The following is a 21489-nucleotide window of genomic DNA, read 5'->3' as shown; positions in this document are numbered from 1 at the left end:
GTCGAATGCAAAAACGCCGCGTCCCTTCGTGAAGGGCGCGGCGTTTTTTTATCGGGCGACGCAGCGGGTGCGTGGCACCCGCGTCGACCCGGCGCGTTACGCGGCGGCGATCGCTTCGCGTGCGCCGGCCAGCGCGGCGCTCTGCGCGTCCGGGCCGAGGTTCAGGCCTTCCGCATGGATGAAGTTCACGTCGGTCAGGCCGATGAAGCCGAGGAACGTGCGCAGGTACGGGGTCTGGCTGTCGTTCGGCGTACCCAGATACTTGCCGCCACGGGCCGTCACGACGTGAACCTTCTTGCCCTTGATCAGGCCTTCCGGACCGTTCTCGGTGTAGCGGAACGTGACGCCTGCGCGGGCGATCCAGTCGAAATACGTCTTCAGTTGCGACGAGATGCCGAAGTTGTACATCGGCGCGCCGATCACGATGATGTCGGCAGCCTGCAGCTCGGCGATCAGTGCATCGCTCTTCGCGACGATCGCATTCTGTTCCGCGGTGCGTTGGTCGGCCGGCGTGAAGAACGCGCCGAGCACCGATTCGTCGAGGTGCGGCAGCGCATCGGCGAGCAGGTCGCGAACCACGACGTTCGCGCCGGGGTTCGATTGTTGCAGCTTTGCCGTCAGTTCGTTGGCCAGCAGCGTGGATTGCGCACCTTGCGAACGCGCAGCGGAATTGATTTGCAGAATGGTCGTCATGTCAGGCTCCGGGTGGGGTTGCGCTTCGGTAGCGCGAGTGACGCCATTGTGCGTGGCCATATGACCGCGAAAAAGCGGGTTCAGGGCGACGGATTGTTGCAACAGCAGAACAATCCTGGATCGCGCCCCGCCACCCGCTTTCGTACGCTTACCCCTTCAGCCAGGCTTCGCGCGCCTTCGTGGCCGCGGCCGGCTTCGCGGCCGCCGTCAGCCGGTAGCGGGTGATGTCCGGCCCGTCGAGCTTCAGTTTCGCGGTGCGCAGCTCGTCGCGGCGGAACGCGTGAACCTCGACCTTGTCGCCCGGCCGGTAGCGTGCGAGCAGCGCATCGAGGTTCGTGCCCGTCACGCGCAGCCCGTCCACCGCGATCAGCGTGTCGCCGGCCGACAACCCCGCGCGATGCGCGGCGCCGCCTTCGTAGACCGCCGCCAACGTGCAGTCCGCGCCGCCGCGCAGGCGCGCGCCGATCGTCGGCTTCGCGGCCGCGCCGAGCGCGACGTCGGGGGCCAGCGTCACGCCGAACGGCGCGAACAGTTCGCCGAGCGGCAGGTCGCGCGTGCCGTGCACGGCGTCGGCGAACAGTCGGCCGAGCGCGACGCCCGTCGCCTCTTCGATCAGCGTCTCGACTTCGTTTTCGTCCACGCCCGCCTGCTTGCCGCGATAGAAGTCGCGGCCGTAGCGTTGCCACAGCAGGCGCATCACGTCGTCGAGCGACTTCCGGTTGCGCGTCCGCGCGCGGATCGCGAGATCGAACGCGAGCGCGACGAGCGAGCCCTTCGTGTAATAGCTGACGATCGCGTTGGTCGCGTTCTCGTCCTGGCGGTAGTACTTGATCCACGCGTCGAACGAGCTTTCCGCGACGCTCTGCTTGAGCCGGCCCGTGCCGCGCAGCACGCCGCCAACGGTACGGCCGAGCGCCGCGAAATAGTCGTCCTGCGACATCAGCCCGCTGCGGACCAGCATCAGGTCGTCGTAATACGACGTGAAGCCTTCGAACAGCCACAGCAGCGACGTGTAGTTCTCGCGCGTGAGGTCATACGGCACGAACGCCGCCGGCTTGATGCGCTTCACGTTCCACGTGTGGAAATACTCGTGGCTGCAGAGGCCGAGATAGGTGCGATAGCCTTCCGTCGTTTCCGCGCGCCCCTTCACCGGCAGGTCGGTCCGGTTGCAGATCAGCGCGGTCGACGCACGATGCTCAAGGCCGCCGTAGCCGTCGCTGACCGCGAGCGTCATGAACACGTAGCGATCCATCGGCGCCTTCTTCGACTTCGGCTCGAACAGCGCGATCTGCGCTTCGCATACGCGCTTCAGATCGGTACGCAGCCGCTCCAGGTCGAGCTGCGTCACGCGCCCGGCGATCACGATGTCGTGCGGCACGCCGTGCGCGTCGAACGTCGCGAGCGCGAATTCGCCGATCGTCACCGGATGGTCGGACAGTTCGTCGTAGTTCGCCGCGCGATACGCGCCGAAACCGTAGCGCCTGGTGCCGCGCGCCTCGGGCAGCGCGGTGCCGACGCGCCACGTACGGAACGCCGGGCCGGCCGGTTTCGCGATATCGACTTCGCACGGCGCCGCCTCGCGGCCGGCCACGCTCAGGAACACAGCCGTCGCGTTGAAGAAGCCGCCCGAGTCGTCGAGATACGCGGAGCGCACCGACAGGTCCCACGCATAGACGTCGTAGCGCAGCGTCAGCGCGCCGGCGACGGGCGCGGCCTGCCACGTATGCTTGTCGGTCTTCGCGATGCGCACCTTGCGGCCCGCGTCGTTGAACGCATGCAGCGTCACGATGTTGCGCGCGAACTCACGCATGAGATAGCTGCCGGGAATCCATACCGGCAGCGAGAAGCGCTGGCCTTCGGGATCGGGATCGGCAACCGTCACCGTCACTTCGAACAGGTGGGCGGCAAGATCTTTCGGGACAATCGAATAGCGGATCGGCTGGGTCATCGTGGCAATCGGTCGGTCGAATACGGCGGCGAAAACGAAGAGAGGCGCCGGCAGATCGTGCGGGCGCCCCTCGCTGGCCGGGCCATGCGCCCGGCGTGCAGTCGGTTACTTGCTCGAGGCGAGCGCCTGGTTGAGCTGGTCCGCCGATACCGCGCCCGGCAGGCGGCGGCCGTCCGGCAAGAAGATCGTCGGCGTGCCCGTGACGTTCATCCCGCGGCCGAGCGCGAGGTTCTTGTCGAGCGCGGTGGTGTCGCAGGTACCGGCGCCGGACGGCGCGCGGTGGTCGAGCATCCAGCTTTCCCAGGTCTTCGCGCGGTCGGTCGCGCACCAGATCGCCTTCGACTTCGCGGTCGAATCCGGCGACAGCACCGGGTACAGGAACGTGTAGACGGTCACGTTGTCGACCGACTGCAGCGTCGTCTCGAGCTTCTTGCAGTACGGGCAGTTCGGATCGGAGAACACCGCGATCTTGCGGGCGCCATTGCCCTTGACGACCTTGATCGCATTCGCGAACGGCAGGCTCGCGAAGTCGATCTTGTTGATTTCGGACAGGCGGGCGTCGGTCAGGTTCTTGTGCGACTTGGTGTCGACGAGATCGCCGAGCAGCACGTAGTCGCCCGCCGCGTCGCTATAGATGATCTGCGAGCCGAGGTTCACTTCGTAAAGGCCTGCAACCGGCGATTTCGACACGCTCTTGATCGGCGCGTCGTTGCCGAGACGGGCTTGCAGCGTGGCCTTCAGCTTGTCGGTGGTCTGGTCGGCCTGCGCGGTGCAGCCAAGCGTCGCCATCGTGACGGCCAGCGCCAGCGACGCGATGCGGATCGTTTTTTTCATCGAAATCTTCCTTCAGCTCAATCGGAGTGCACGGCACAGTGTACGCCGTAACGGAACCGTCTCCGACCCACGCAGTGGCGGAAGGTTCGATCAGCCGAGCGCGGCCGACACGAGCCAGCGCTTCACGAGCGGCTGCGCGCCGACGAACGCCATGCCCGCATTGCGCACCGCCTTCGCGAGCGAGCCCGGCACCGCGAACAGCCGCTGCAGGCCATCGGTCGCGACCATCAGCGCGCGGATGTCCTCGCGGCGCGAACGCTCGTAGCGGCGCAACAGCACCGGATCGCCGAGGTTGCGAAAGCTTTCCTTGCGCGCGATCGCGTCGGCGAGCGCGGCGACGTCGCGCAACCCCAGGTTCATCCCCTGCCCGGCGAGCGGATGGATCAGGTGCGCGGCATCGCCGACGAGCGCGACGCGCGGCGCGATCAGCTTGTCGACCGTCTGCAGCGCCAGCGGGAAGCCGGCGGCCGGCGTCACGCATTCGAGCGTGCCGACCTGGCCGTGCGACACGCGCTCGACCTCGGCCGCGAGCTGCGCCGGATCGAGGGCGAGCAGTTCGTCCGCATGCGCGGTGTGCGCGGACCATACCAGCGACACATGGCCGTCCGGCAGCGGCAGCAGCGCAACGATCTCCCCTTCGTGGAACCACTGGTACGCCGTCTCGCGGTGCGGCAGCGAGGCCTTGAAGTTCGCGACGACGCCCGTCTGCCGGTAGTCGCGCCGCTCCACCCTGGCCCCCATTTGGGAACGCACCCATGAATGCGCGCCGTCGGCGCCGACGACGAGATCGGCTTCGAGCACCTGTCCCGACGACAGCGTGAGCACGGCCGCGTCGTCGCGCACGTCGAAGCCCTGCGCACGCGCGTCGAACCACGTGAGGTTCGGCTGGAACCGCAGCGCGGCGTCGAGCGACGCCTCGACCAGCGACGATTCGGCGATCCATGCGAGCTGCGGCACGGACGCCTGGTAGGCGGAGAAATGCAGTTCGGCGTGCGCATCGCCATATACGCGCATGTCGTAGACCGGCGCGAGCCGGCCGTGATCGAGCGCCTGCCAGACCCGCAGCCGCTCGAGCAACGCCTGCGAACTGGACGACAGCGCGTAGATGCGCGTGTCGAACGCGAGATCGGCGGGGCGCGGCGTGGCCGGCTGGGCGAGCAAGGCTGTCTTGTAGCCGGACTGGGTCAGCGCGAGCGCGGCCGTCTTGCCGACGAGCCCGCCGCCGACCACGGCGACGTCGAAGGAGTGGTGGGCAGTCATGGCGGGCATTATAGCCGCGGGGCCAAACCCTTACGCGGCCGGACTTTGCGGGAAATCAGCAGAATCGCAGGCCGGCGCGCCCGCGCGACGGCCCGCCGCATCGGCCGTTCGGCGCCAGGCCCGGAATCCGGCGCGCCGGCACGGTACAATAGCGTTTTTGACCGTCGGCCCGCCGCGCTCCACGCGCCGGCCGCCCTTTTTTCCCGCGCCGCCGTGCCCTGTCCGGCCGCGCCGCCTCACCCGTCCGAAGGATTCCATGAGTCTCAAATGCGGCATCGTCGGCTTGCCCAACGTCGGCAAGTCCACCCTGTTCAATGCGCTGACCAAGGCCGGCATCGCCGCCGAGAACTACCCGTTCTGCACGATCGAGCCGAACGTCGGCATCGTCGAAGTGCCGGATACGCGCCTGAAGGCGCTCTCCGAGATCGTCAAGCCGGAGCGCGTCGTGCCGGCCGTCGTCGAGTTCGTCGACATCGCGGGCCTCGTCGCGGGCGCGAGCAAGGGTGAAGGCCTGGGCAACCAGTTCCTCGCGAACATCCGCGAAACCGACGCGATCACGCACGTCGTGCGCTGCTTCGAGGACGACAACGTCATTCACGTCGCCGGCAAGGTCAGCCCGATCGACGACATCGAAGTGATCAACACCGAACTCGCGCTCGCCGATCTCGGCACCATCGAGAAGGCGCTCACGCGCTATTCGAAGGCGGCGAAGTCGGGCAACGACAAGGAAGCGGCGAAGCTCGTCGCGGTGCTCGAAAAAGTGCGCGCGCAGCTCGACCAGGGCAAGGCCGTGCGCGGCCTCGCGCTGTCGGACGACGAACAGGCGCTGATCAAGCCGTTCTGCCTGATCACCGCGAAGCCGGCGATGTATGTCGCCAACGTGAAGGACGACGGCTTCGAGAACAACCCGCACCTCGAGGCGGTGCGCAAGTACGCGGAAAGCGAAAACGCGCCGGTGGTCGCCGTGTGCGCGGCGATCGAGGCGGAAATCGCCGATCTCGACGACGCGGACAAGGAAGCGTTCCTCGCCGACATGGGCATGGAAGAGCCGGGCCTCGACCGCGTGATCCGCGCGGGCTTCAAGCTGCTGGGCCTGCAGACCTATTTCACTGCGGGCGTGAAGGAAGTGCGCGCGTGGACGATCCACATCGGCGATACCGCTCCGCAGGCGGCCGGCGTGATCCACACCGACTTCGAGCGCGGCTTCATCCGTGCGCAGACGATCGCGTTCGACGACTTCGTCACGTACAAGGGCGAGCAAGGCGCGAAGGAAGCCGGCAAGATGCGCGCGGAAGGGAAGGAATATGTCGTGCACGACGGGGATGTGATGAACTTCCTGTTCAACGTTTGAGCGTTGCTGCGGCATCGACCGTAAAAAAGCCCGCTGAATGCGGGCTTTTTCTTTTTCGATGACGGAAGACCGACTCATTCCCGCCCGACGATCTTCAGTGTCCCGGACATATGCAGGAACTGCCCGTCCTTCGTCACGATGTTCGTGTCCACCGTGCCGCGTTCGAAATCCTCGACGTGCACGACGTTCGAGCCGGTGGACGGCTCATGCCAGTACACCATGTACACCTGCGGACGGATCTCGCGCGCCATGTACTGCACCGTATCCGTCACACCGTTGAATTGGCCGGCCGTGCCGACCAACGACATCGTCTTGTCGTCCTGGAAGTGCAGGTCGAACGCGGCAGAGCCGAGCTGCACGCGCACCGTCTTGCCCGCCGCGGGGAACGGCGCCGGCGCGGGCCATTGCATCTCGCCCTTGGCGACCTTCGCGCCCAGCTCGAGCGACGACTTCTCGCCGAGATCCGGGTAGCGCGCCTCCATCGCCGCGATCAGCGCCGCCGAATCCTTCGCGCGCGCCGCTTCCTCGTCGAACGCCTTCACGTAATTGCGCGTGAACGCGACGCCGGTGGTGAACGGCTGGCTGCCGTCACGGTTCGGCAGGAAATGGCCGGGCACGACGCGCGCCGGCTTCAGCGCATCGATCCGGTCGAGCGTCGCCAGCCAGTTCGCGTGCGACAGCGGCGTCTGCGTGTCGGCCATCCACACGTGAATGTTCGCGGCGACCGGGATGCCACCGACCACGGTCCGTGTGGAAGGAATCCACACGAACGTGCGATCGGGCGTCGGGCCGTCAAGCCCGACGATGCGCAGCGGCTCGCCGTCGACACGCAGCGTATTGCCGTCGAGCGGCTGCGGTACGATCACCGAAGTCGGCGCATTGTCCTTCAGGATCGGGCCCCAGTAGGCGAGCTTGCCGTCCTTGCTGGCCTCGATCGCGGCGACGGTCTGCTGCGTCGCGATGACGTTCGCATCCGGGAACGCCGCGTGAATGGTCTCCAGCCCGAAGTAATAGTCGGGGTCGCTGTGGCTCACGTAGACGGCCTTGAGCGTCTTGCCGCTCGCCTTGATCCGGCTCACCAGCGCCTGCGCGTCGTTGCGCTGGAACTGGGCGTCGATCAGGATCGCCTCGGTCTTGCCCGAAACGATTTCGGACGAAACCGGGAAGATCGCATGCGCGCCCGGATTGTAGACATCGACGGTCAGCGGGGCGGCGATGCTCGCGGATGCGGCGCCGAATAGTGCACTCGCCGCGAATGCGGAAGAAAACAGATGACGGATCGACATGGTCGGACTCTTGATTGGTGGTGAGCCCGTAGAATAAATGAAACCGTCTCAGTAACAAATATCCCACGTGTCGACGATTTATTTCCCAACGGGAACGAATCGATCGTCACACATCGGGGCATGGTCGTTTAAGCGGACGCCAGCCGACCTGATCTCCTGATAACAGGACGCGAGTACGCCAGGGTATCACTCCTGCATGACATGGCGAACACGCATCGGCAGTGACGAGATCGCGAACGCAGCGGCCTTTTGTCATGTCGGACCGATTCATGAAGGTTTGCGGGAAGCGCGAGCCGACAACCTTTTCACCATTTCCTTCGTTGCCTCCGTTGCACAGATCGCCCGTGCCGCAGGTCGCATCGAACCATCGCCCCATGCGTTACGCGCCGATTTTTCGCAGGATGTGTCGCGCGCTTTCTTCCACTTCGCCATCTGCGCGTCGAGCGCCGCCTTGCGCCGTGGCTGCTCGCTCACCTGTTTGTCGACGATCCGCTGCAATTCCCGCTCGGCGACGAGCTGATCGCGCCACGCGCAAAAATTCATGCTCGTCTGGCTCGATTCACAGTCACTGAGCAGCGCGTTGACCTCGCTTGCCGGCAAGCCGCTGCGCGCCGCTATCTCGTCCGCTGCCGTCGGGCCGGCAAATGCATGCGTCGACGTCAGCACGAGCAAACCGATCATGGCCGTTCTCACGGTGCCCTCTGTTGTGACTGGAACGGCACCGATTCAAGTCGGCGCCGGTTGACAAGCCCGTTTGAACGAACGGGCGCCAGACGACGCCCGTTATCGTCTCGCGGATGAATCCAGACGCGCTGATTCATGTGCGACACGACGCCCGCGTCGTCGCTCTGATTCGCTGAACGGAACACGGCCAGCGCACCTGTGTTGCCGGTATTGTGGGCATGGCTGACGAGCTCATCGAATTGCAACTGCGTCAATTGCCGAAGCGGGACATGTCGCCGCACGGCGGCTTCTGCCCGACGGACCCGGACCGCGAGTTGTGCATTGACTTGCGTCGTCGCAACCGGCGTGCGCAATTCTTCCGGGGTGCACGGCCCGGTGTGAGCCAGCGTTCCGATACCATAGGTACAGTTGTTCGCTTGGTCGTTGTAGTAAGCCATGACTGCGCTTTCCCGTCTCCGCAGCTCGGCCCAGCCTGCGTCACTCAATCGCAGGCTTTCGTTCGCCATTTGCCTCTCCTGGCGCGACCGCTAACGCGAGTCGGCCTCATCGTTCACCTCGGTTCTCGAAGCGATCAATGTATGGCGTTGCCGTTCGCGATGAAATCAGACGAGTTCGATTTTGACGCGTTCGTACATCAACGATCGCAGGGTACGAAAGATCGGGCAGCGTGACGTTCCGTGTATCCGCGTACTCGCTCAAAAAAGCAAATGGCCCGACCAGCAACCGCCGATCAGGCCATATTCACGCCCGGGACTTCGCACCCAGTCGTCACCTCATTCGATCAGATCACGTCGCCGACACCCGCCGCCCCGCATCCGCCCGCGCATCGCGCCCACGCTTGTTCAGCCACGACGCGAGCAGCACGATCAACGCCAGCACGGCCGTCGCGCCAACCTCCATCCGGTGTTCCTCGCTGACGAACATCACGGTCAGCGTGCCGCAGATGAACAGGATCACCGCCCACGTGAGCCACGGGAACAGCCACATCCGCAGCGTCAGGTCCGCGCCGCCCGCTTCGAGCGTCTTGCGCATCCGCAGCTGCGAAATCGCGATCACGAGATACACGAGCAGTGCGATCGCGCCCGACGTCGCGAGCAGGAAGCCGAACACCTGTTCCGGCATCAGATAGTTCGCGATCACGGTCAGGAAACCGAACGCGGTCGACGCGAGCACGGCCGCGCGCGGCGTGCCGGTCGAATCGGTGCGATGCAGGAAGGCGGGCGCGTCCTTGCGCCTGGACAGCGAGAACAGCATCCGCGACGCCGTGTACAGCGCCGAATTCAGGCAGCTCGCGACCGACACGAGCACGATCACGTCGATGATCGCCTTCGCGTTCGGGACGCCGATCAATTCCATCGCGCGCTGATACGAGCCGTGCTTCGGCAGCAGCGGGTCGTTCCACGGCACGATGGCCGCGACGACGAGAATCGAGCCGAGATAGAACAGCGTGATACGCCAGATGACCGAGTTCGTCGCACGCACGATCTGGCGTTGCGGGTTGTCCGATTCGGCGGCCGCGATCGTCACGATCTCGGTGCCGAGGAACGAGAACATCGTCGTGAGCATCGCCGCGAGCACCGCGCTCGCGCCGTGCGGCATGAAGCCGTCGTGCACGAACAGGTTCGACACGCCCGACACGGCCGGCGCGGGAATGATGCCGACGATCGCCGCGCCGCCGATGCACAGGAACACGACGATCGCGACGACCTTGATCAGCGCGAACCAGAATTCGAATTCGCCGTAGTTCTTGACGGAAAAGAGATTGGTGAGGGTGAGCAGCAGCGTGATGCCGAGCGCGAAGATCCACGTCGCGACGCCCGGAAACCACGCATTGAGGATGGTCGCGGCGGCGGTCGCCTCGATCGGGATCACCAGCACCCAGAACCACCAGTACAGCCAGCCGATCGTGAAGCCCGCCCAGTGGCCGATCGCTCGATCGGCATAGGTCGAGAACGACCCGCTGTCCGGATGCGCGACGGCCATTTCGCCGAGCATGCGCATCACCAGCACGACCAGCACGCCCGCGATCGCATACGCGAGTATCGATGCCGGCCCGGCTTCCGCGATCGCGTGGCCGGAGCCGACGAACAAGCCCGCGCCGATGACGCCGGCAATCGACATCATCGTGACGTGACGCTGCTTCAGGCCGGTGCCGAGGCCTGTGTTGCTTCCACTCATCTGTCTCTCTCCAAAAAACGGTTCCGGTACGACCGGTGTCGCGTGAAGGCGGCGCGGGAGTTGTCGTTCTTGAATCCGGCCGCGGCCGCGCGTGCGGCGCACGCGGGCATGAGGCCGGATGGGGCCGTTCCGGTCGGGTCGTCCGCGCAGTCTGCGAAGCTGCGGGTGCGATGCGGCGCACCGGGCGCCGGGCATCGCGTACGCCCGTTCCGTCGGCCGTCGTCAGCCGCCTTCGAAGCGAAGGAGTGTAAGCACCAAACGGTTCTTCACTAAGAACCAATTGGAGAATTTCGATGGAACCACTCGTTGCATCGACACGAACCGATGCAACGCTTGATCCGGTTTCGGCGGCGGCTCGCGTGCTGCGCGCGCCGTTCAGTTCGTGTCGCCGGCGGCTTCCTTCCGCCACTTCGCCGGCACGATTGCGCGCCATTCCCGCAGGAGCAGGTTTTTCACGGCGTCGGGATGCGCGGCCGACAGGCGCACCAGCACGATCGGCCAGCCGACATAGTGATCGGTCACGTAATACACGTCGGGCGCCGACTCGATCAGCCAGGCGCGCTCGTCGGGGCCGACGCCCTTCACGACGAGCGTGTCGCCGTCCTCGCGCAGCCGCGCGAGCAGCTTGCCCTTCGCCTTGAGCGCGGGCGTGCCGTACGACGTGCCTTCCTCGACGCCGCGCCACGTCCGTGCGATCTGCCGGACTTCGTCGAATCTCACGATGCCTCCCCGACCGTGCGTCGCTGGTCGACGGTCCGGTCACCGTACCGGAAACCGCGCGACGCGCCCACTCTCCGCCGCATCACGCGGAACGGCCGAAGGTTGCCGCGTTCCGCCGCTGGATTCTCGATGCCGCGCAGGCCGACGGCGCGGCGTAGCGTCGCGCCGGCACCGGCGCCGATCCGCTAACATGCGGCGCGGGCGATCGGCCCGACGTCGATAACAACGAACGGAACGAGAGAGACCATGCGCACCCTGCTCCGCCGCGCGACCCATGTCGCGACCCTGTCCGCCGCGCTCTTCGTCGCGGGCGCCGCGCTGCCGCTTCCCGCGCACGCCTATCGCGCGCCGCCCGGCTACGGCAACGAAGCCGATCTCGACCGTCACGACACGTATCGCAACCGCGACGGCGAAACCGTGCATGCGCCCGCGCATTCGAAATCGGGCCGCGTGCCGGACGGCGCGAGCGCGCGTTGCCGCGACGGCACGTACAGCTTCAGCCGCCACCGGCGCGGCACGTGCTCGGGGCACGGCGGCGTCGCCGCGTGGCTGTGAGCGCGGGTCGGCCGAATGGCCTGTGCCGCGCCAGCGGCAGCCGGCGGCGAAGTACAATACGCGCTCGCACCGCCGCGCCCCGCGCGGCACGCTCCGTACCGAATCACCCGACGCCGCCACGCCCGCGCGCGCTGCGCGGCAGTCTCAACCACTTCTGACTTTCACACCGAAATGGCCCAATACGTTTTCACGATGAACCGGGTCGGCAAGATCGTGCCGCCCAAGCGCCAGATCCTGAAGGACATCTCGCTGTCGTTCTTTCCCGGCGCGAAGATCGGCGTGCTCGGCCTGAACGGCTCGGGCAAGTCGACGCTGATCCGCATCATGGCGGGCGTCGACAAGGACATCGAGGGCGAAGCCACGCCGATGCCGAACCTGAACATCGGCTACCTGCCGCAGGAACCGCAGCTCGACCCGACGAAGACCGTGCGCGAAGCCGTCGAGGAAGGCCTCGGCGACCTGTTCCAGGCCAACAAGAAGCTGGAAGAAATCTACGCGGCCTACGCCGAACCGGACGCCGACTTCGACGCGCTCGCGGCCGAGCAGGCGAAGTACGAGGCGATCCTCGCGTCGAGCGACGGCGGCAGCCCCGAGCAGCAGCTCGAAGTGGCCGCCGACGCACTGCGCCTGCCGCCGTGGGACGCGAAGATCGAGCACCTGTCGGGCGGCGAAAAGCGCCGCGTCGCGCTGTGCAAGCTGCTGCTCGAAAAGCCCGACATGCTGCTGCTCGACGAACCGACCAACCACCTCGACGCCGAATCGGTCGACTGGCTCGAGCAGTTCCTCGTGCGCTTCCCGGGCACCGTCGTCGCGGTCACGCACGATCGCTACTTCCTCGACAACGCGGCCGAGTGGATTCTCGAACTCGACCGCGGCCACGGCATTCCGTGGAAGGGCAACTACAGCAGCTGGCTCGACCAGAAGGAAGAGCGCCTGAAGCAGGAAGAAGCGTCGGAATCGGCGCGCCAGAAGGCGATCAAGAAGGAACTGGAGTGGGTGCGCCAGAATCCGAAGGGCCGTCAGGCGAAGTCGAAGGCGCGTATCGCGCGCTTCGAGGAGCTGAGCAGCCAGGAATACCAGAAGCGCAATGAAACGCAGGAAATCTTCATTCCGGCCGGCGAACGCCTCGGCAACGAAGTGATCGAGTTCAAGAACGTCAGCAAGTCGTTCGGCGACCGCCTGCTGATCGACAACCTGAGCTTCAAGATCCCGGCCGGCGCGATCGTCGGCATCATCGGCCCGAACGGCGCCGGCAAGTCGACGCTGTTCAAGATGCTGACGGGCAAGGAACAGCCGGATTCGGGCGAAGTGGTGATGGGCCCGACGGTGAAGCTCGCGTACGTCGACCAGAGCCGCGACGCGCTCGACGGTTCGAAGACGGTGTTCGAGGAAATCTCCGGCGGCGCCGACGTGCTGACGGTCGGCAAGTACGAAACGCCGTCGCGCGCGTACATCGGCCGCTTCAACTTCAAGGGCGGCGACCAGCAGAAGATCGTCGGCAACCTGTCCGGCGGCGAACGCGGCCGCCTGCACCTCGCGAAGACGCTGATCTCGGGCGGCAACGTGCTGCTGCTGGACGAACCGTCGAACGACCTCGACGTCGAAACGCTGCGTGCGCTGGAAGACGCGCTGCTCGAATTCGCGGGCTCGGTGATGGTGATCTCGCACGATCGCTGGTTCCTCGACCGGATCGCGACGCACATCCTCGCGTTCGAAGGCGATTCGCAGGTCACATTCTTCGACGGCAACTACCAGGAGTACGAAGCCGACAAGCGTGCGCGCCTCGGCGAGGAAGCCGCGAAGCCGAAGCGCCTGCGCTACAAGCCGATCAGCCGCTGAGCGGCGCGGCCCGGGCGCCCGGCGCCGCGATCACGCGGGGCCGGCGCCGAAGCTGGCCGCTTCAGGAGCGGCACAACGAAGAAGCGAGCCCTTGGCTCGCTTTTTTTATCCCGCGTCGCTTCCCCGCCGCTTACACCAGCGCGCCTAATTCGCGCAGTCGGGTCTCGGTCGCCGCCGCGCTCGTGTGATGAATGCCGTGCCAGCCGAGCGCCGTCGCAGCCGCCGCGTTGTGCGCGTTGTCGTCGATGAACACGAGCTCGTGCGGCGCGATGCCGGGCAGGTGCGGATCGATCCGCGCATGCATCTCGCGATAGATCGCCGGATCGGGTTTCACGAGCTTCACGCGGCCGGACACGACGATGTCCTTGAACCGGCGCAGCACAGGGAAGTTGTCCCATGCATACGGAAACGTCTGCGCGGACCAGTTCGTCAGCCCGAACAGCGGCATCCCCTGCGCGTCCAGCCGGTCGACGAGGGCCGCGCCCTCTTCGAGCACGCCGCCGATCATCTCGTGCCAGCGCGCGTAGAACGCGCGGATCAGCGCCTCGTGCTCCGGAAACTTCGCGACGAGTTCGGCCGTGCCTTCCTCGATCGTCTGCCCGCCGTCCTGGCGGACCACCCACTCCATCGCGCACACGTGTGTGAGGAACCAGCGGCGCTCGGCGGCATCGGGAATCAGCTGACGGTAAAGGTACTCGGGGCTCCAGTCGATCAGCACGCCGCCGAAATCGAACACCACTGCCTTGATCGTCATGCGAACTCCGTGGCGAGCACGTCCGCGAGCGGACGCGGCGTCACCGCGTTGCCCGACAGCGAATTGTTGTGCCAGATGAACTGATGGTGCGCGACGATCTGCGCCGCCGACAGGTGGGCGCGCTCGTTCGTCGTGTGCAGGTCGGACACGACGGTCGTCCGGTAGCCGAGCAGCGCGGCACGGCGCGCGGCCGAATCGACGCAGAACTCGGTCGCATAGCCGCAGATCAGTACCGAACGGATGCCGTGGCGATCGAGCTGCGCGGCGAGCGGCGTGTCGTGGAACGCGTCGCTCGCCTGCTTGCGCACGCGCCAGTCGTCGCGGCCGACGACCAGCCCCGCATGCAGTTCCCATCCCGGCGTGCCGGGCACGATGTCGTCGTCCGCGTCGCCGTCGTGCTGCACGAAGCACACCGGCGCGTTCGCCGCGCGCGCCGCCGCCGTCAACCGGTTGATGCCCGACACCACATCGTCGAGCCGGTACGCGGGCTGCGTCCGCTCCACCAGCCCGCGCTGCATGTCGACCACGATCACCGCAGTGTCCGCCATGGCTTGCCCTCGCTGTCATTGTCCGGACGTCGTCCGATCGTTGCCGGATCGCCATCCGGCCGTTCTCGCGCGCTGCGTCAGATCGGCTGCGTGCGCGCATCCAGCCACGCCTTCGCGTCGCCGCTCAGATGCCGGCCGACGCGCTCGCGCACCATCGCGTGATACGTGTTCAGCCACGCGCGCTCTTCGTCGTGCAGCATCTCGATCAGCACGCAGCGCGTGTCGATCGGGCACAGCGTCAGCGTCTCGAACGCGAGGAAATCGCCGAACTCCGTCTTCCCGGCCGCACGGTTCACGACCAGGTTCTCGATCCGGATGCCCCACTGGCCCGGACGGTACACGCCCGGCTCGATCGACGTGATCATCCCCTCTTCCATCGCCGTGTACGGCTCGGCCGGCGCGTAGTGCGAGATGACCTGCGGACCTTCATGCACGTTCAGGAAGTAACCCACGCCATGCCCGGTGCCGTGGCCGTAGTCGAGCCCGGCCGCCCACATCGGCGCACGGGCGATCGCGTCGAGCATCGGCGAGCGGATGCCGCGCGGGAAGCGGGCGCGCGACAGCGCCATCATCGATTTCAGCACGATCGTGAAATCGCGCCGCTGCAGGTCGCTGACGGCGCCGACCGGCACGACGCGCGTGATGTCGGTCGTACCCGTCATGTACTGGCCGCCCGAATCGATCAGCAGCAGGCCGTCGCCGGCGATCGTCGCGTGCGACTCGCGCGTCGCGTGGTAGTGCGGCATCGCGCCGTTCGCGTTGAAGCCGGCGATCGTCGCGAAGCTCGCCGACACGTAGCCGGGGCGGCGGGCGCGCGCGGCCGTGAGCTTCTCCTCGACCGTCAGCTCGGTGATCGTCTCGCGATTGACGGCCTGTTCGAACCACGCGAAGAATTCCGCGAGCGCGGCGCCGTCGTGCTCCATCGTCACCCGCACGTGCTCGATCTCGGCGGACGTCTTGCGCGACTTCGCGAACGTCGACGGATTCACGGCCTCGACGAGCTTCACGCCGGCCGGCACGGCCTCGAGCGTGCCGAACGTCACGCGGCGCGGATCGATCAGCAGCGTCGCGCCGTCGGGCAGCGCCGCGAGCGACGCACGCGCGGCATCGTAGGCGCGGACGTCGACGCCATCCTGCGCGAGCGACGCGGCCAGCGCCGACGGCACCTTGCCGTCGGCGACGAACAGCGTCGCGCGATCGGCACCGATCAATGCGTGCGCAACGAACACCGGATTGAAGTTGACGTCGGCGCCGCGCAGGTTGAACAGCCACGCGAGATCGTCGAGCGTCGACACGAAGTGCCATTGCGCGCCCTGCGCGTGCATCGCGCGGCGCACGTCGGCGAGCTTGGCCGCGCGCGTCGTGTCGGCCTGCGGCGCCACGTGCTCGAACACCGCGTCGCCGGGCAGCCCCGGCCGCTCCGGCCAAATCGCGTCGAGCAGGTCGACGTCGGTGCGCAGCGCGATGCCGCGCGCGCTCAGCGCGGCCGTCAGCCCGCGCGCGGCCGCGACGCCGAGCACGGCGCCATCGACGCCCACCGTCTCGCCGGCCGCCACGTTCTGCGCGAGCCAGTCGACGTGCGGTGCGCTCTGCTGCCCGCCCGTCATCTTCATCAATTGCACGCCCGTGCCCGCCAGCTCGGCGTCGGCCTGCACCCAGTAGCGGCTGTCGACCCACAACCCGGCGAACTCCGCGGTCACGACCAGCGTGCCGACCGAGCCCGTGAAGCCCGACAGCCAGCGGCGCGCCTGCCAGCGTTCCGGCAGGTATTCGGACAGATGGGGATCGGCGGACGGCACGAGATAGGCGGCCAGGTTCTCGCGGGCCATGGCGCCGCGCAGCAGCGCGAGACGGGCCGGCACCGGCGAGACTTCGGGGAGACGGGCATTCATGATTTCACCTGAGAGCATTCAGCGACGGGCCGACAGCGCGACCGTCACGGCTACGGCGAGGAACGCGACGCCGGTGCAGACCGGCCATTCGAGCGTCTCGCCATCGTAAAACAGTCCCGAGAGATTGCCGACCATGCGGGCGGCGGCCGCGCCCACGATGCCGACGAGCACCGCGATCCACCACGCCGGCCGCCCCGTGCGCCGCATCGGATGCAGCCAGCGGCCGAACAGCCCGACGGCCGCTCCCAGGACAAGGATTCCAAACCAGTTCATTCAACGCCTTCTATAAATTCAGATTCGTCCCATAGGCGTGAACGTTGCCAGCGGCTAGCATCGATTCATCCATCGAACCCGAGACCAGCCGGGCGCCGCGAACATTCGAGTGTAGGGGCCGACTCGACGTTATGGCAAGCGCACACCGGCTGCCGTATTGAAGAAATCGTCATGCGAATCGCTCTGATCGATCCGGAGCCGCGTCATAGCGCACTCCTGAACCGCCTGCTCTTCGCAGGCGGTCACGTGTGCCACGCGTTTCCGTCCAGCACCGCATTCTTCGAGTGGCTCGCCGCCGACAACACCTGCGACATGCTGATCACCGGCCACTGGGCCGGGGACCAGCCGGCGCAGGAAGTCATTCCGCGCGCGCAGGCGATCCTGCCCGGGTTGCCGGCCATTGCCATGATGCAGTCGGCGCGCGAGAGCGAAGTCGTCTCGTGCCTGCACGCGGGCGCCGACGATTGCCTCGTGCGCCCCGTGAGCGGGCCCGAGTTTCTCGCGCGCGTCAATGCATTGAGCCGGCGCGCGGGCGTACGGCGGACACCCGCCCGCTCGCGCGAAACGTATGGCGAATACGCATTCGACGCCACGCATTGCCTCGTGCGTTTCGGCAACGCAATCGTTTCACTCACGCCGAAGGAGTTCCGTTTCGCGCAGTTGCTGCTCACGAACGTGTCGCGGCCCGTGTCGCGCGCCCACATCCTCGAAACGGTATGGGGCCGCCGCCGCGACATGAAGTCGCGCACGCTCGACACGCACGCGTCCCGGCTGCGCAGCAAATTGCAACTGCTTCCGGAGCGCGGCTACCGGCTGCTGCCGCTCTACGGCTTCGGCTATCAGCTCGATCGCGTACCGATCGAGCCCCCAAATTCGCGGCCCCGCCACGCGGATGCCCGGTATGCAACGAGTGAGGAAATCACCGAAACGCTATAATATGGGGCTAAACGATAGCCCTCGATATGCAACTCCTCACGATCGGAATCAACCACCACACTGCGCCTGTCGCCCTGCGCGAACGCGTGGCGTTTCCGCTCGAGCAAATCAAACCGGCTCTCGTCACGTTCAAGAACGTGTTTCTCGGCCCGCAGGCGCCCAATACGCCCGAGGCGGCGATCCTCTCCACCTGCAACCGCACCGAACTGTATTGCGCGACCGACGATCGCGCGGCCCGTGAAGGCGCGGTCCGCTGGCTATCGGAATATCACCGGATTCCGGTCGACGAGCTCGCGCCGCACGTCTATGCCCTGCCGCAGTCGGAAGCGGTCCGGCACGCGTTTCGCGTCGCATCCGGCCTCGATTCGATGGTGCTCGGCGAGACCCAGATTCTGGGCCAGATGAAGGATGCCGTTCGCACCGCGACGGAAGCGGGTGCGCTCGGCACCTACCTGAACCAGCTGTTCCAGCGCACGTTCGCGGTGGCGAAGGAAGTGCGCGGCACGACCGAAATCGGCACGCAGTCGGTGTCGATGGCCGCCGCCGCGGTTCGCCTCGCGCAGCGGATCTTCGAAAAGGTGTCGGATCAGCGCGTGCTGTTCATCGGCGCCGGTGAAATGATCGAGCTGTGCGCGACGCACTTCGCCGCGCAAGGCCCGCGCGAACTCGTCGTCGCGAACCGCACGGCCGAACGCGGGCAGCGGCTCGCCGAACGCTTCAACGGCCGCGCGATGCCGCTGGCCGACCTGCCCACGCGCATGCACGAATTCGACATCATCGTGTCGTGCACCGCGTCGACGTTGCCGATCATCGGCCTCGGCGCGGTCGAGCGCGCGGTGAAGGCGCGCCGTCACCGGCCGATCTTCATGGTCGACCTTGCGGTGCCGCGCGACATCGAGCCCGAAGTCGGCAAGCTGAAGGACGTGTTCCTTTACACCGTCGACGATCTCGGCGCGATCGTGCGCGAGGGCAATGCATCGCGCCAGGCCGCGGTCGCCCAGGCCGAAGCGATCATCGAGACGCGCGTGCAGAATTTCATGCAATGGCTCGACACGCGCAGCGTCGTGCCGGTGATCCGTCACATGCATACGCAGGCGGACGCGCTGCGCCGGGCCGAAGTCGAGAAGGCGCAGAAGCTGCTCGCGCGCGGCGACGACCCGGCTGCGGTGCTCGAAGCGCTGTCGCAGGCGCTGACCAACAAGCTGATCCACGGCCCGACGAGCGCGCTCAATCGCGTCAACGGCGCCGATCGCGATTCGCTGATCGACCTGATGCGCGGCTTCTACCAGCACGCGCCGCGCTCGAACGACCAATCCGGCCACTAGCGCCGCCCGGTCGCCCTGCGGCCGGCCTGTCGTTGTCCTGCCGCCGGCCTATCCTTTCCGAATACCCCTTGCCCGGGAGCGCCGCTCCACACCATGAAGACGAGCATGCAACGCAAGCTCGACCAGCTGTCCACACGGCTGGCCGAACTGAACGACCTGCTGAGCCGCGAAAACGTCACGGCCGACCTCGACCAGTACCGCAAGCTGACGCGCGAACATGCGGAACTCGGCCCGGTCGTCGAGCAATACGCGTTATGGCGCCAGTCGCGCAGCGACGAGACGGCCGCGCAGGAACTGCTCGCCGATCCGTCGATGCGCGATTTCGCGGAAGACGAAATCCGCAGCGCGCGCGAGGGCATGGCGCGCCTCGAGACCGAGCTGCAGAAGATGCTGCTGCCGAAGGATCCGAACGACGACCGCAACATCTTCCTCGAAATCCGTGCGGGCACGGGCGGCGACGAATCGGCGCTGTTCGCGGGCGACCTGCTGCGCATGTACCTGCGCTTCGCGGAACGCCAGCGCTGGCAGGTCGAAATGATGTCGGAGAGCGCGTCGGATCTCGGCGGCTACAAGGAAGTGATCGTGCGGATCGCGGGCCAGGGCGCGTATTCGCGCCTGAAGTTCGAATCGGGCGGCCATCGCGTGCAGCGCGTGCCGGCCACCGAGACGCAGGGACGCATCCATACGTCCGCGTGCACGGTCGCCGTGATGCCGGAAGCCGACGAAATCGGCGAGGTCGAGATCAATCCGGCCGACCTGCGCATCGACACGTTCCGCGCGTCCGGCGCGGGCGGCCAGCACATCAACAAGACCGATTCGGCGGTGCGCGTCACGCACATCCCGACCGGAATCGTCGTCGAGTGCCAGGACGACCGCTCGCAGCACAAGAACAAGGATCGCGCACTGAAGGTGCTCGCCGCGCGCATCAAGGACAAGCAGTATCACGAGCAGCACGCGAAGGAAGCGGCGACGCGCAAGAGCCTGATCGGTTCCGGCGACCGCTCGGAGCGAATCCGCACGTACAACTTCCCGCAGGGCCGGATGACCGACCACCGGATCAACCTGACGCTGTACCGGCTCGAGGCGATCATGGACGGCGATCTCGACGAACTGATCGGCGCGCTCGTCACCGAGCATCAGGCCGAGCTGCTCGCGTCGCTCGGCGAAGCCGACTGAGGCCGCGATGTCCGACACCACCGCCGACGCGCTGCTGCGCGCATCGCCGCTTGATCCGGTCGATGCGCGCGTGCTGCTCGCCCATGCGCTCGGCTGGACCCGCACGCAGCTGATCACGCGCGGCGACACGCCGCTCGACGCGGCCGCGGTCGAGCGCTACCGCGCGCTCGAAGCGCGCCGCGTCGCCGGCGAGCCCGTCGCGCAACTGGTCGGGATGCGCGAGTTCTTCGGCCGCCCGTTCGACGTGACGCCCGACGTGCTGATCCCGCGCCCCGAAACCGAGCTGCTCGTCGAAGCCGCGCTCGATGCGATCGGCGGGCTGCCGCACGCCGCCGTACTCGACCTCGGCACCGGCAGCGGCGCGATCGCCGTGTCGATCGCGGCCGAGCGTCCCGATGCGCGCGTCTGGGCGCTCGACCGTTCGCCGGCCGCGCTCGCGGTCGCGCAACGCAACGCCGACAAACTGCTCGACGCGCGGCGCCCCGGCGGCCCGCTGCGGTGGCTGCAGAGCGACTGGTACGCGGCGCTCGATCCCGCGCTCGCGTTCGATACGATCGTCAGCAACCCGCCGTACATCGCGCAGCACGACCCGCACCTCGCGCAAGGCGACCTGCGTTTCGAGCCGCGCGGCGCGCTCACCGACGATGCCGACGGCCTCAGCGCGATCCGCACGATCGTCGCGGGCGCCGGCGCGTATCTGAAACCGGGCGGCACGCTCTGGATCGAGCACGGCTACGACCAGGCCGCAGCCGTCCGCGCGATCCTGGCGTCGCACGGCTTCGTCGCGGTCGAGTCGCTCGCCGATCTCGCCGCGATCGAACGCACGACCGGCGGACGCCTGCCGGGCTGATGCCCGGCCCGCCCGGTTGAAATCCGCTATCATTTCGATCTAACGCCCCGCAAACGCAAGGTCAGTCATGGACACCCAACAACGTATCAAGCAAATCGTCGACGAAAACCAGGTCGTGCTCTTCATGAAGGGCAACGCGCAATTCCCGATGTGCGGCTTCTCGGGCCGCGCCGTGCAGGTGCTGAAGGCCTGCGGCGTCGACCAGTTCAAGACGGTCAACGTGCTCGAGGACGACGAAATCCGCCAGGGCATCAAGGCATTCTCGAACTGGCCGACCATCCCGCAGCTGTACGTGAAGGGCGAATTCATCGGCGGCTCGGACATCATGATGGAGATGTACCAGTCGGGCGAACTGCAGCAACTGTTCGCCGCCGCTTAACACGCGGC

Annotated in this window: 21 protein-coding genes; 8 read left to right on the top strand and 13 right to left on the bottom strand. The window is 66.8% G+C overall.

Annotated elements, in window-relative coordinates:
- Positions 1-96 precede the first annotated feature (96 nt).
- From A9Z05_RS19295 to A9Z05_RS19280, 4 genes are all read right to left on the bottom strand, one after another.
- The gene (locus A9Z05_RS19295; protein ID WP_069619491.1) at positions 97-693 is read right to left on the bottom strand and encodes an FMN-dependent NADH-azoreductase; all 597 of its coding nucleotides are present in this window, start codon (positions 691-693) and stop codon (positions 97-99) included.
- A gap of 148 nt (positions 694-841) precedes the next feature.
- A complete protein-coding gene (locus A9Z05_RS19290) occupies positions 842-2641 on the bottom strand; it encodes a M61 family metallopeptidase (RefSeq protein WP_069619490.1) in 1800 nt (599 codons plus the stop codon).
- Positions 2642-2746: 105 nt separating this feature from the next.
- Positions 2747-3475, bottom strand: coding sequence for a DsbC family protein (locus tag A9Z05_RS19285; RefSeq protein ID WP_069619489.1), 729 nt, complete (start codon positions 3473-3475; stop codon positions 2747-2749).
- Between the two features lie 90 nt (positions 3476-3565).
- Positions 3566-4744 (bottom strand): UbiH/UbiF family hydroxylase, encoded by a 1179-nt coding sequence (locus A9Z05_RS19280; protein ID WP_069619488.1) that lies wholly within the window; start codon positions 4742-4744, stop codon positions 3566-3568.
- 247 nt (positions 4745-4991) lie between these two features.
- Here A9Z05_RS19280 and ychF point away from each other — a divergent pair, with 247 nt between their 5' ends.
- A complete protein-coding gene (gene ychF / locus A9Z05_RS19275; RefSeq protein ID WP_006477050.1) occupies positions 4992-6086 on the top strand; it encodes a redox-regulated ATPase YchF in 1095 nt (364 codons plus the stop codon).
- A gap of 74 nt (positions 6087-6160) precedes the next feature.
- On the opposite strand, the gene A9Z05_RS19270 is transcribed toward ychF, so the two are convergent.
- The 5 genes from A9Z05_RS19270 to A9Z05_RS19255 all read right to left on the bottom strand — a co-directional run bounded on the left by A9Z05_RS19270 (position 6161) and on the right by A9Z05_RS19255 (position 10954).
- Entirely contained in the window at positions 6161-7372 is a 1212-nt protein-coding gene (locus tag A9Z05_RS19270; protein ID WP_069619487.1) for an MBL fold metallo-hydrolase, read from the bottom strand.
- 267 nt (positions 7373-7639) lie between these two features.
- The gene (locus tag A9Z05_RS19265; protein WP_069619486.1) at positions 7640-8053 is read right to left on the bottom strand and encodes a lysozyme inhibitor LprI family protein; all 414 of its coding nucleotides are present in this window, start codon (positions 8051-8053) and stop codon (positions 7640-7642) included.
- 8 nt (positions 8054-8061) lie between these two features.
- Positions 8062-8562, bottom strand: coding sequence for a lysozyme (locus A9Z05_RS34990; RefSeq protein ID WP_084044328.1), 501 nt, complete (start codon positions 8560-8562; stop codon positions 8062-8064).
- A gap of 280 nt (positions 8563-8842) precedes the next feature.
- Positions 8843-10234 (bottom strand): GABA permease, encoded by a 1392-nt coding sequence (gene gabP / locus A9Z05_RS19260; RefSeq protein WP_069619485.1) that lies wholly within the window; start codon positions 10232-10234, stop codon positions 8843-8845.
- A gap of 375 nt (positions 10235-10609) precedes the next feature.
- Entirely contained in the window at positions 10610-10954 is a 345-nt protein-coding gene (locus A9Z05_RS19255) for an MmcQ/YjbR family DNA-binding protein (RefSeq protein WP_069619484.1), read from the bottom strand.
- Between the two features lie 246 nt (positions 10955-11200).
- Here A9Z05_RS19255 and A9Z05_RS19250 point away from each other — a divergent pair, with 246 nt between their 5' ends.
- Positions 11201-11509 (top strand): DUF3761 domain-containing protein, encoded by a 309-nt coding sequence (locus A9Z05_RS19250; protein WP_069619483.1) that lies wholly within the window; start codon positions 11201-11203, stop codon positions 11507-11509.
- 171 nt (positions 11510-11680) lie between these two features.
- Positions 11681-13348: an energy-dependent translational throttle protein EttA gene (gene ettA / locus A9Z05_RS19245; protein ID WP_006494122.1), complete on the top strand. Its 1668-nt coding sequence runs from the start codon at positions 11681-11683 to the stop codon at positions 13346-13348.
- 130 nt (positions 13349-13478) lie between these two features.
- On the opposite strand, the gene A9Z05_RS19240 is transcribed toward ettA, so the two are convergent.
- The 4 genes from A9Z05_RS19240 to A9Z05_RS19225 form a co-directional block, all read right to left on the bottom strand.
- The gene (locus A9Z05_RS19240; protein ID WP_069619482.1) at positions 13479-14102 is read right to left on the bottom strand and encodes an HAD family hydrolase; all 624 of its coding nucleotides are present in this window, start codon (positions 14100-14102) and stop codon (positions 13479-13481) included.
- Complete coding sequence (locus A9Z05_RS19235; protein ID WP_069619481.1) at positions 14099-14650, bottom strand: cysteine hydrolase family protein; 552 nt, start codon at positions 14648-14650, stop codon at positions 14099-14101. The genes A9Z05_RS19240 and A9Z05_RS19235 overlap by 4 nt, the downstream gene beginning before the upstream one ends.
- Positions 14651-14727: 77 nt before the next feature.
- Positions 14728-16542: an aminopeptidase P family protein gene (locus A9Z05_RS19230; RefSeq protein WP_069619480.1), complete on the bottom strand. Its 1815-nt coding sequence runs from the start codon at positions 16540-16542 to the stop codon at positions 14728-14730.
- Positions 16543-16560: 18 nt separating this feature from the next.
- A complete protein-coding gene (locus tag A9Z05_RS19225; protein ID WP_006477062.1) occupies positions 16561-16815 on the bottom strand; it encodes a hypothetical protein in 255 nt (84 codons plus the stop codon).
- 171 nt (positions 16816-16986) lie between these two features.
- Between A9Z05_RS19225 and A9Z05_RS19220 the strand changes: the two genes are divergently transcribed.
- From A9Z05_RS19220 to grxD, 5 genes are all read left to right on the top strand, one after another.
- Positions 16987-17751 (top strand): response regulator transcription factor, encoded by a 765-nt coding sequence (locus tag A9Z05_RS19220; RefSeq protein WP_069619479.1) that lies wholly within the window; start codon positions 16987-16989, stop codon positions 17749-17751.
- Positions 17752-17777: 26 nt separating this feature from the next.
- Positions 17778-19076, top strand: coding sequence for a glutamyl-tRNA reductase (hemA, locus tag A9Z05_RS19215; RefSeq protein ID WP_006477063.1), 1299 nt, complete (start codon positions 17778-17780; stop codon positions 19074-19076).
- A gap of 93 nt (positions 19077-19169) precedes the next feature.
- Positions 19170-20252, top strand: a complete 1083-nt coding sequence (prfA, locus tag A9Z05_RS19210) for a peptide chain release factor 1 (protein WP_006477064.1) — start codon at positions 19170-19172, stop codon at positions 20250-20252.
- Positions 20253-20259: 7 nt separating this feature from the next.
- On the top strand, positions 20260-21102 hold the full coding sequence (prmC, locus tag A9Z05_RS19205) for a peptide chain release factor N(5)-glutamine methyltransferase (protein WP_069619478.1): 843 nt from the start codon (positions 20260-20262) through the stop codon (positions 21100-21102).
- Positions 21103-21169: 67 nt separating this feature from the next.
- Positions 21170-21481, top strand: coding sequence for a Grx4 family monothiol glutaredoxin (gene grxD / locus A9Z05_RS19200; RefSeq protein ID WP_006477066.1), 312 nt, complete (start codon positions 21170-21172; stop codon positions 21479-21481).
- The last annotated feature ends 8 nt before the right edge of the window (positions 21482-21489 follow it).

The sequence above is a fragment of the Burkholderia sp. A2 genome, assembly GCF_001729305.1.
Taxonomy (GTDB): Bacteria; Pseudomonadota; Gammaproteobacteria; order Burkholderiales; family Burkholderiaceae; genus Burkholderia; species Burkholderia sola.
This window is presented reverse-complemented; position numbering and strand designations above follow the sequence as displayed.

Coding starts and splice junctions, on each gene's coding strand:
- A9Z05_RS19265 (WP_069619486.1), bottom strand. CDS start 8,053: ATGATCGGTTTGCTCGTGCTGACGTCGACGCATGCATTTGCCGGCCCG.
- ychF (WP_006477050.1), top strand. CDS start 4,992: ATGAGTCTCAAATGCGGCATCGTCGGCTTGCCCAACGTCGGCAAGTCC.
- gabP (WP_069619485.1), bottom strand. CDS start 10,234: ATGAGTGGAAGCAACACAGGCCTCGGCACCGGCCTGAAGCAGCGTCAC.
- A9Z05_RS19290 (WP_069619490.1), bottom strand. CDS start 2,641: ATGACCCAGCCGATCCGCTATTCGATTGTCCCGAAAGATCTTGCCGCC.
- A9Z05_RS19270 (WP_069619487.1), bottom strand. CDS start 7,372: ATGTCGATCCGTCATCTGTTTTCTTCCGCATTCGCGGCGAGTGCACTA.
- A9Z05_RS19250 (WP_069619483.1), top strand. CDS start 11,201: ATGCGCACCCTGCTCCGCCGCGCGACCCATGTCGCGACCCTGTCCGCC.
- ettA (WP_006494122.1), top strand. CDS start 11,681: ATGGCCCAATACGTTTTCACGATGAACCGGGTCGGCAAGATCGTGCCG.
- prfA (WP_006477064.1), top strand. CDS start 19,170: ATGAAGACGAGCATGCAACGCAAGCTCGACCAGCTGTCCACACGGCTG.
- A9Z05_RS34990 (WP_084044328.1), bottom strand. CDS start 8,562: ATGGCGAACGAAAGCCTGCGATTGAGTGACGCAGGCTGGGCCGAGCTG.
- A9Z05_RS19285 (WP_069619489.1), bottom strand. CDS start 3,475: ATGAAAAAAACGATCCGCATCGCGTCGCTGGCGCTGGCCGTCACGATG.
- A9Z05_RS19240 (WP_069619482.1), bottom strand. CDS start 14,102: ATGACGATCAAGGCAGTGGTGTTCGATTTCGGCGGCGTGCTGATCGAC.
- hemA (WP_006477063.1), top strand. CDS start 17,778: ATGCAACTCCTCACGATCGGAATCAACCACCACACTGCGCCTGTCGCC.
- A9Z05_RS19280 (WP_069619488.1), bottom strand. CDS start 4,744: ATGCCCGCCATGACTGCCCACCACTCCTTCGACGTCGCCGTGGTCGGC.
- A9Z05_RS19295 (WP_069619491.1), bottom strand. CDS start 693: ATGACGACCATTCTGCAAATCAATTCCGCTGCGCGTTCGCAAGGTGCG.
- grxD (WP_006477066.1), top strand. CDS start 21,170: ATGGACACCCAACAACGTATCAAGCAAATCGTCGACGAAAACCAGGTC.
- A9Z05_RS19230 (WP_069619480.1), bottom strand. CDS start 16,542: ATGAATGCCCGTCTCCCCGAAGTCTCGCCGGTGCCGGCCCGTCTCGCG.
- prmC (WP_069619478.1), top strand. CDS start 20,260: ATGTCCGACACCACCGCCGACGCGCTGCTGCGCGCATCGCCGCTTGAT.
- A9Z05_RS19220 (WP_069619479.1), top strand. CDS start 16,987: ATGCGAATCGCTCTGATCGATCCGGAGCCGCGTCATAGCGCACTCCTG.
- A9Z05_RS19225 (WP_006477062.1), bottom strand. CDS start 16,815: ATGAACTGGTTTGGAATCCTTGTCCTGGGAGCGGCCGTCGGGCTGTTC.
- A9Z05_RS19235 (WP_069619481.1), bottom strand. CDS start 14,650: ATGGCGGACACTGCGGTGATCGTGGTCGACATGCAGCGCGGGCTGGTG.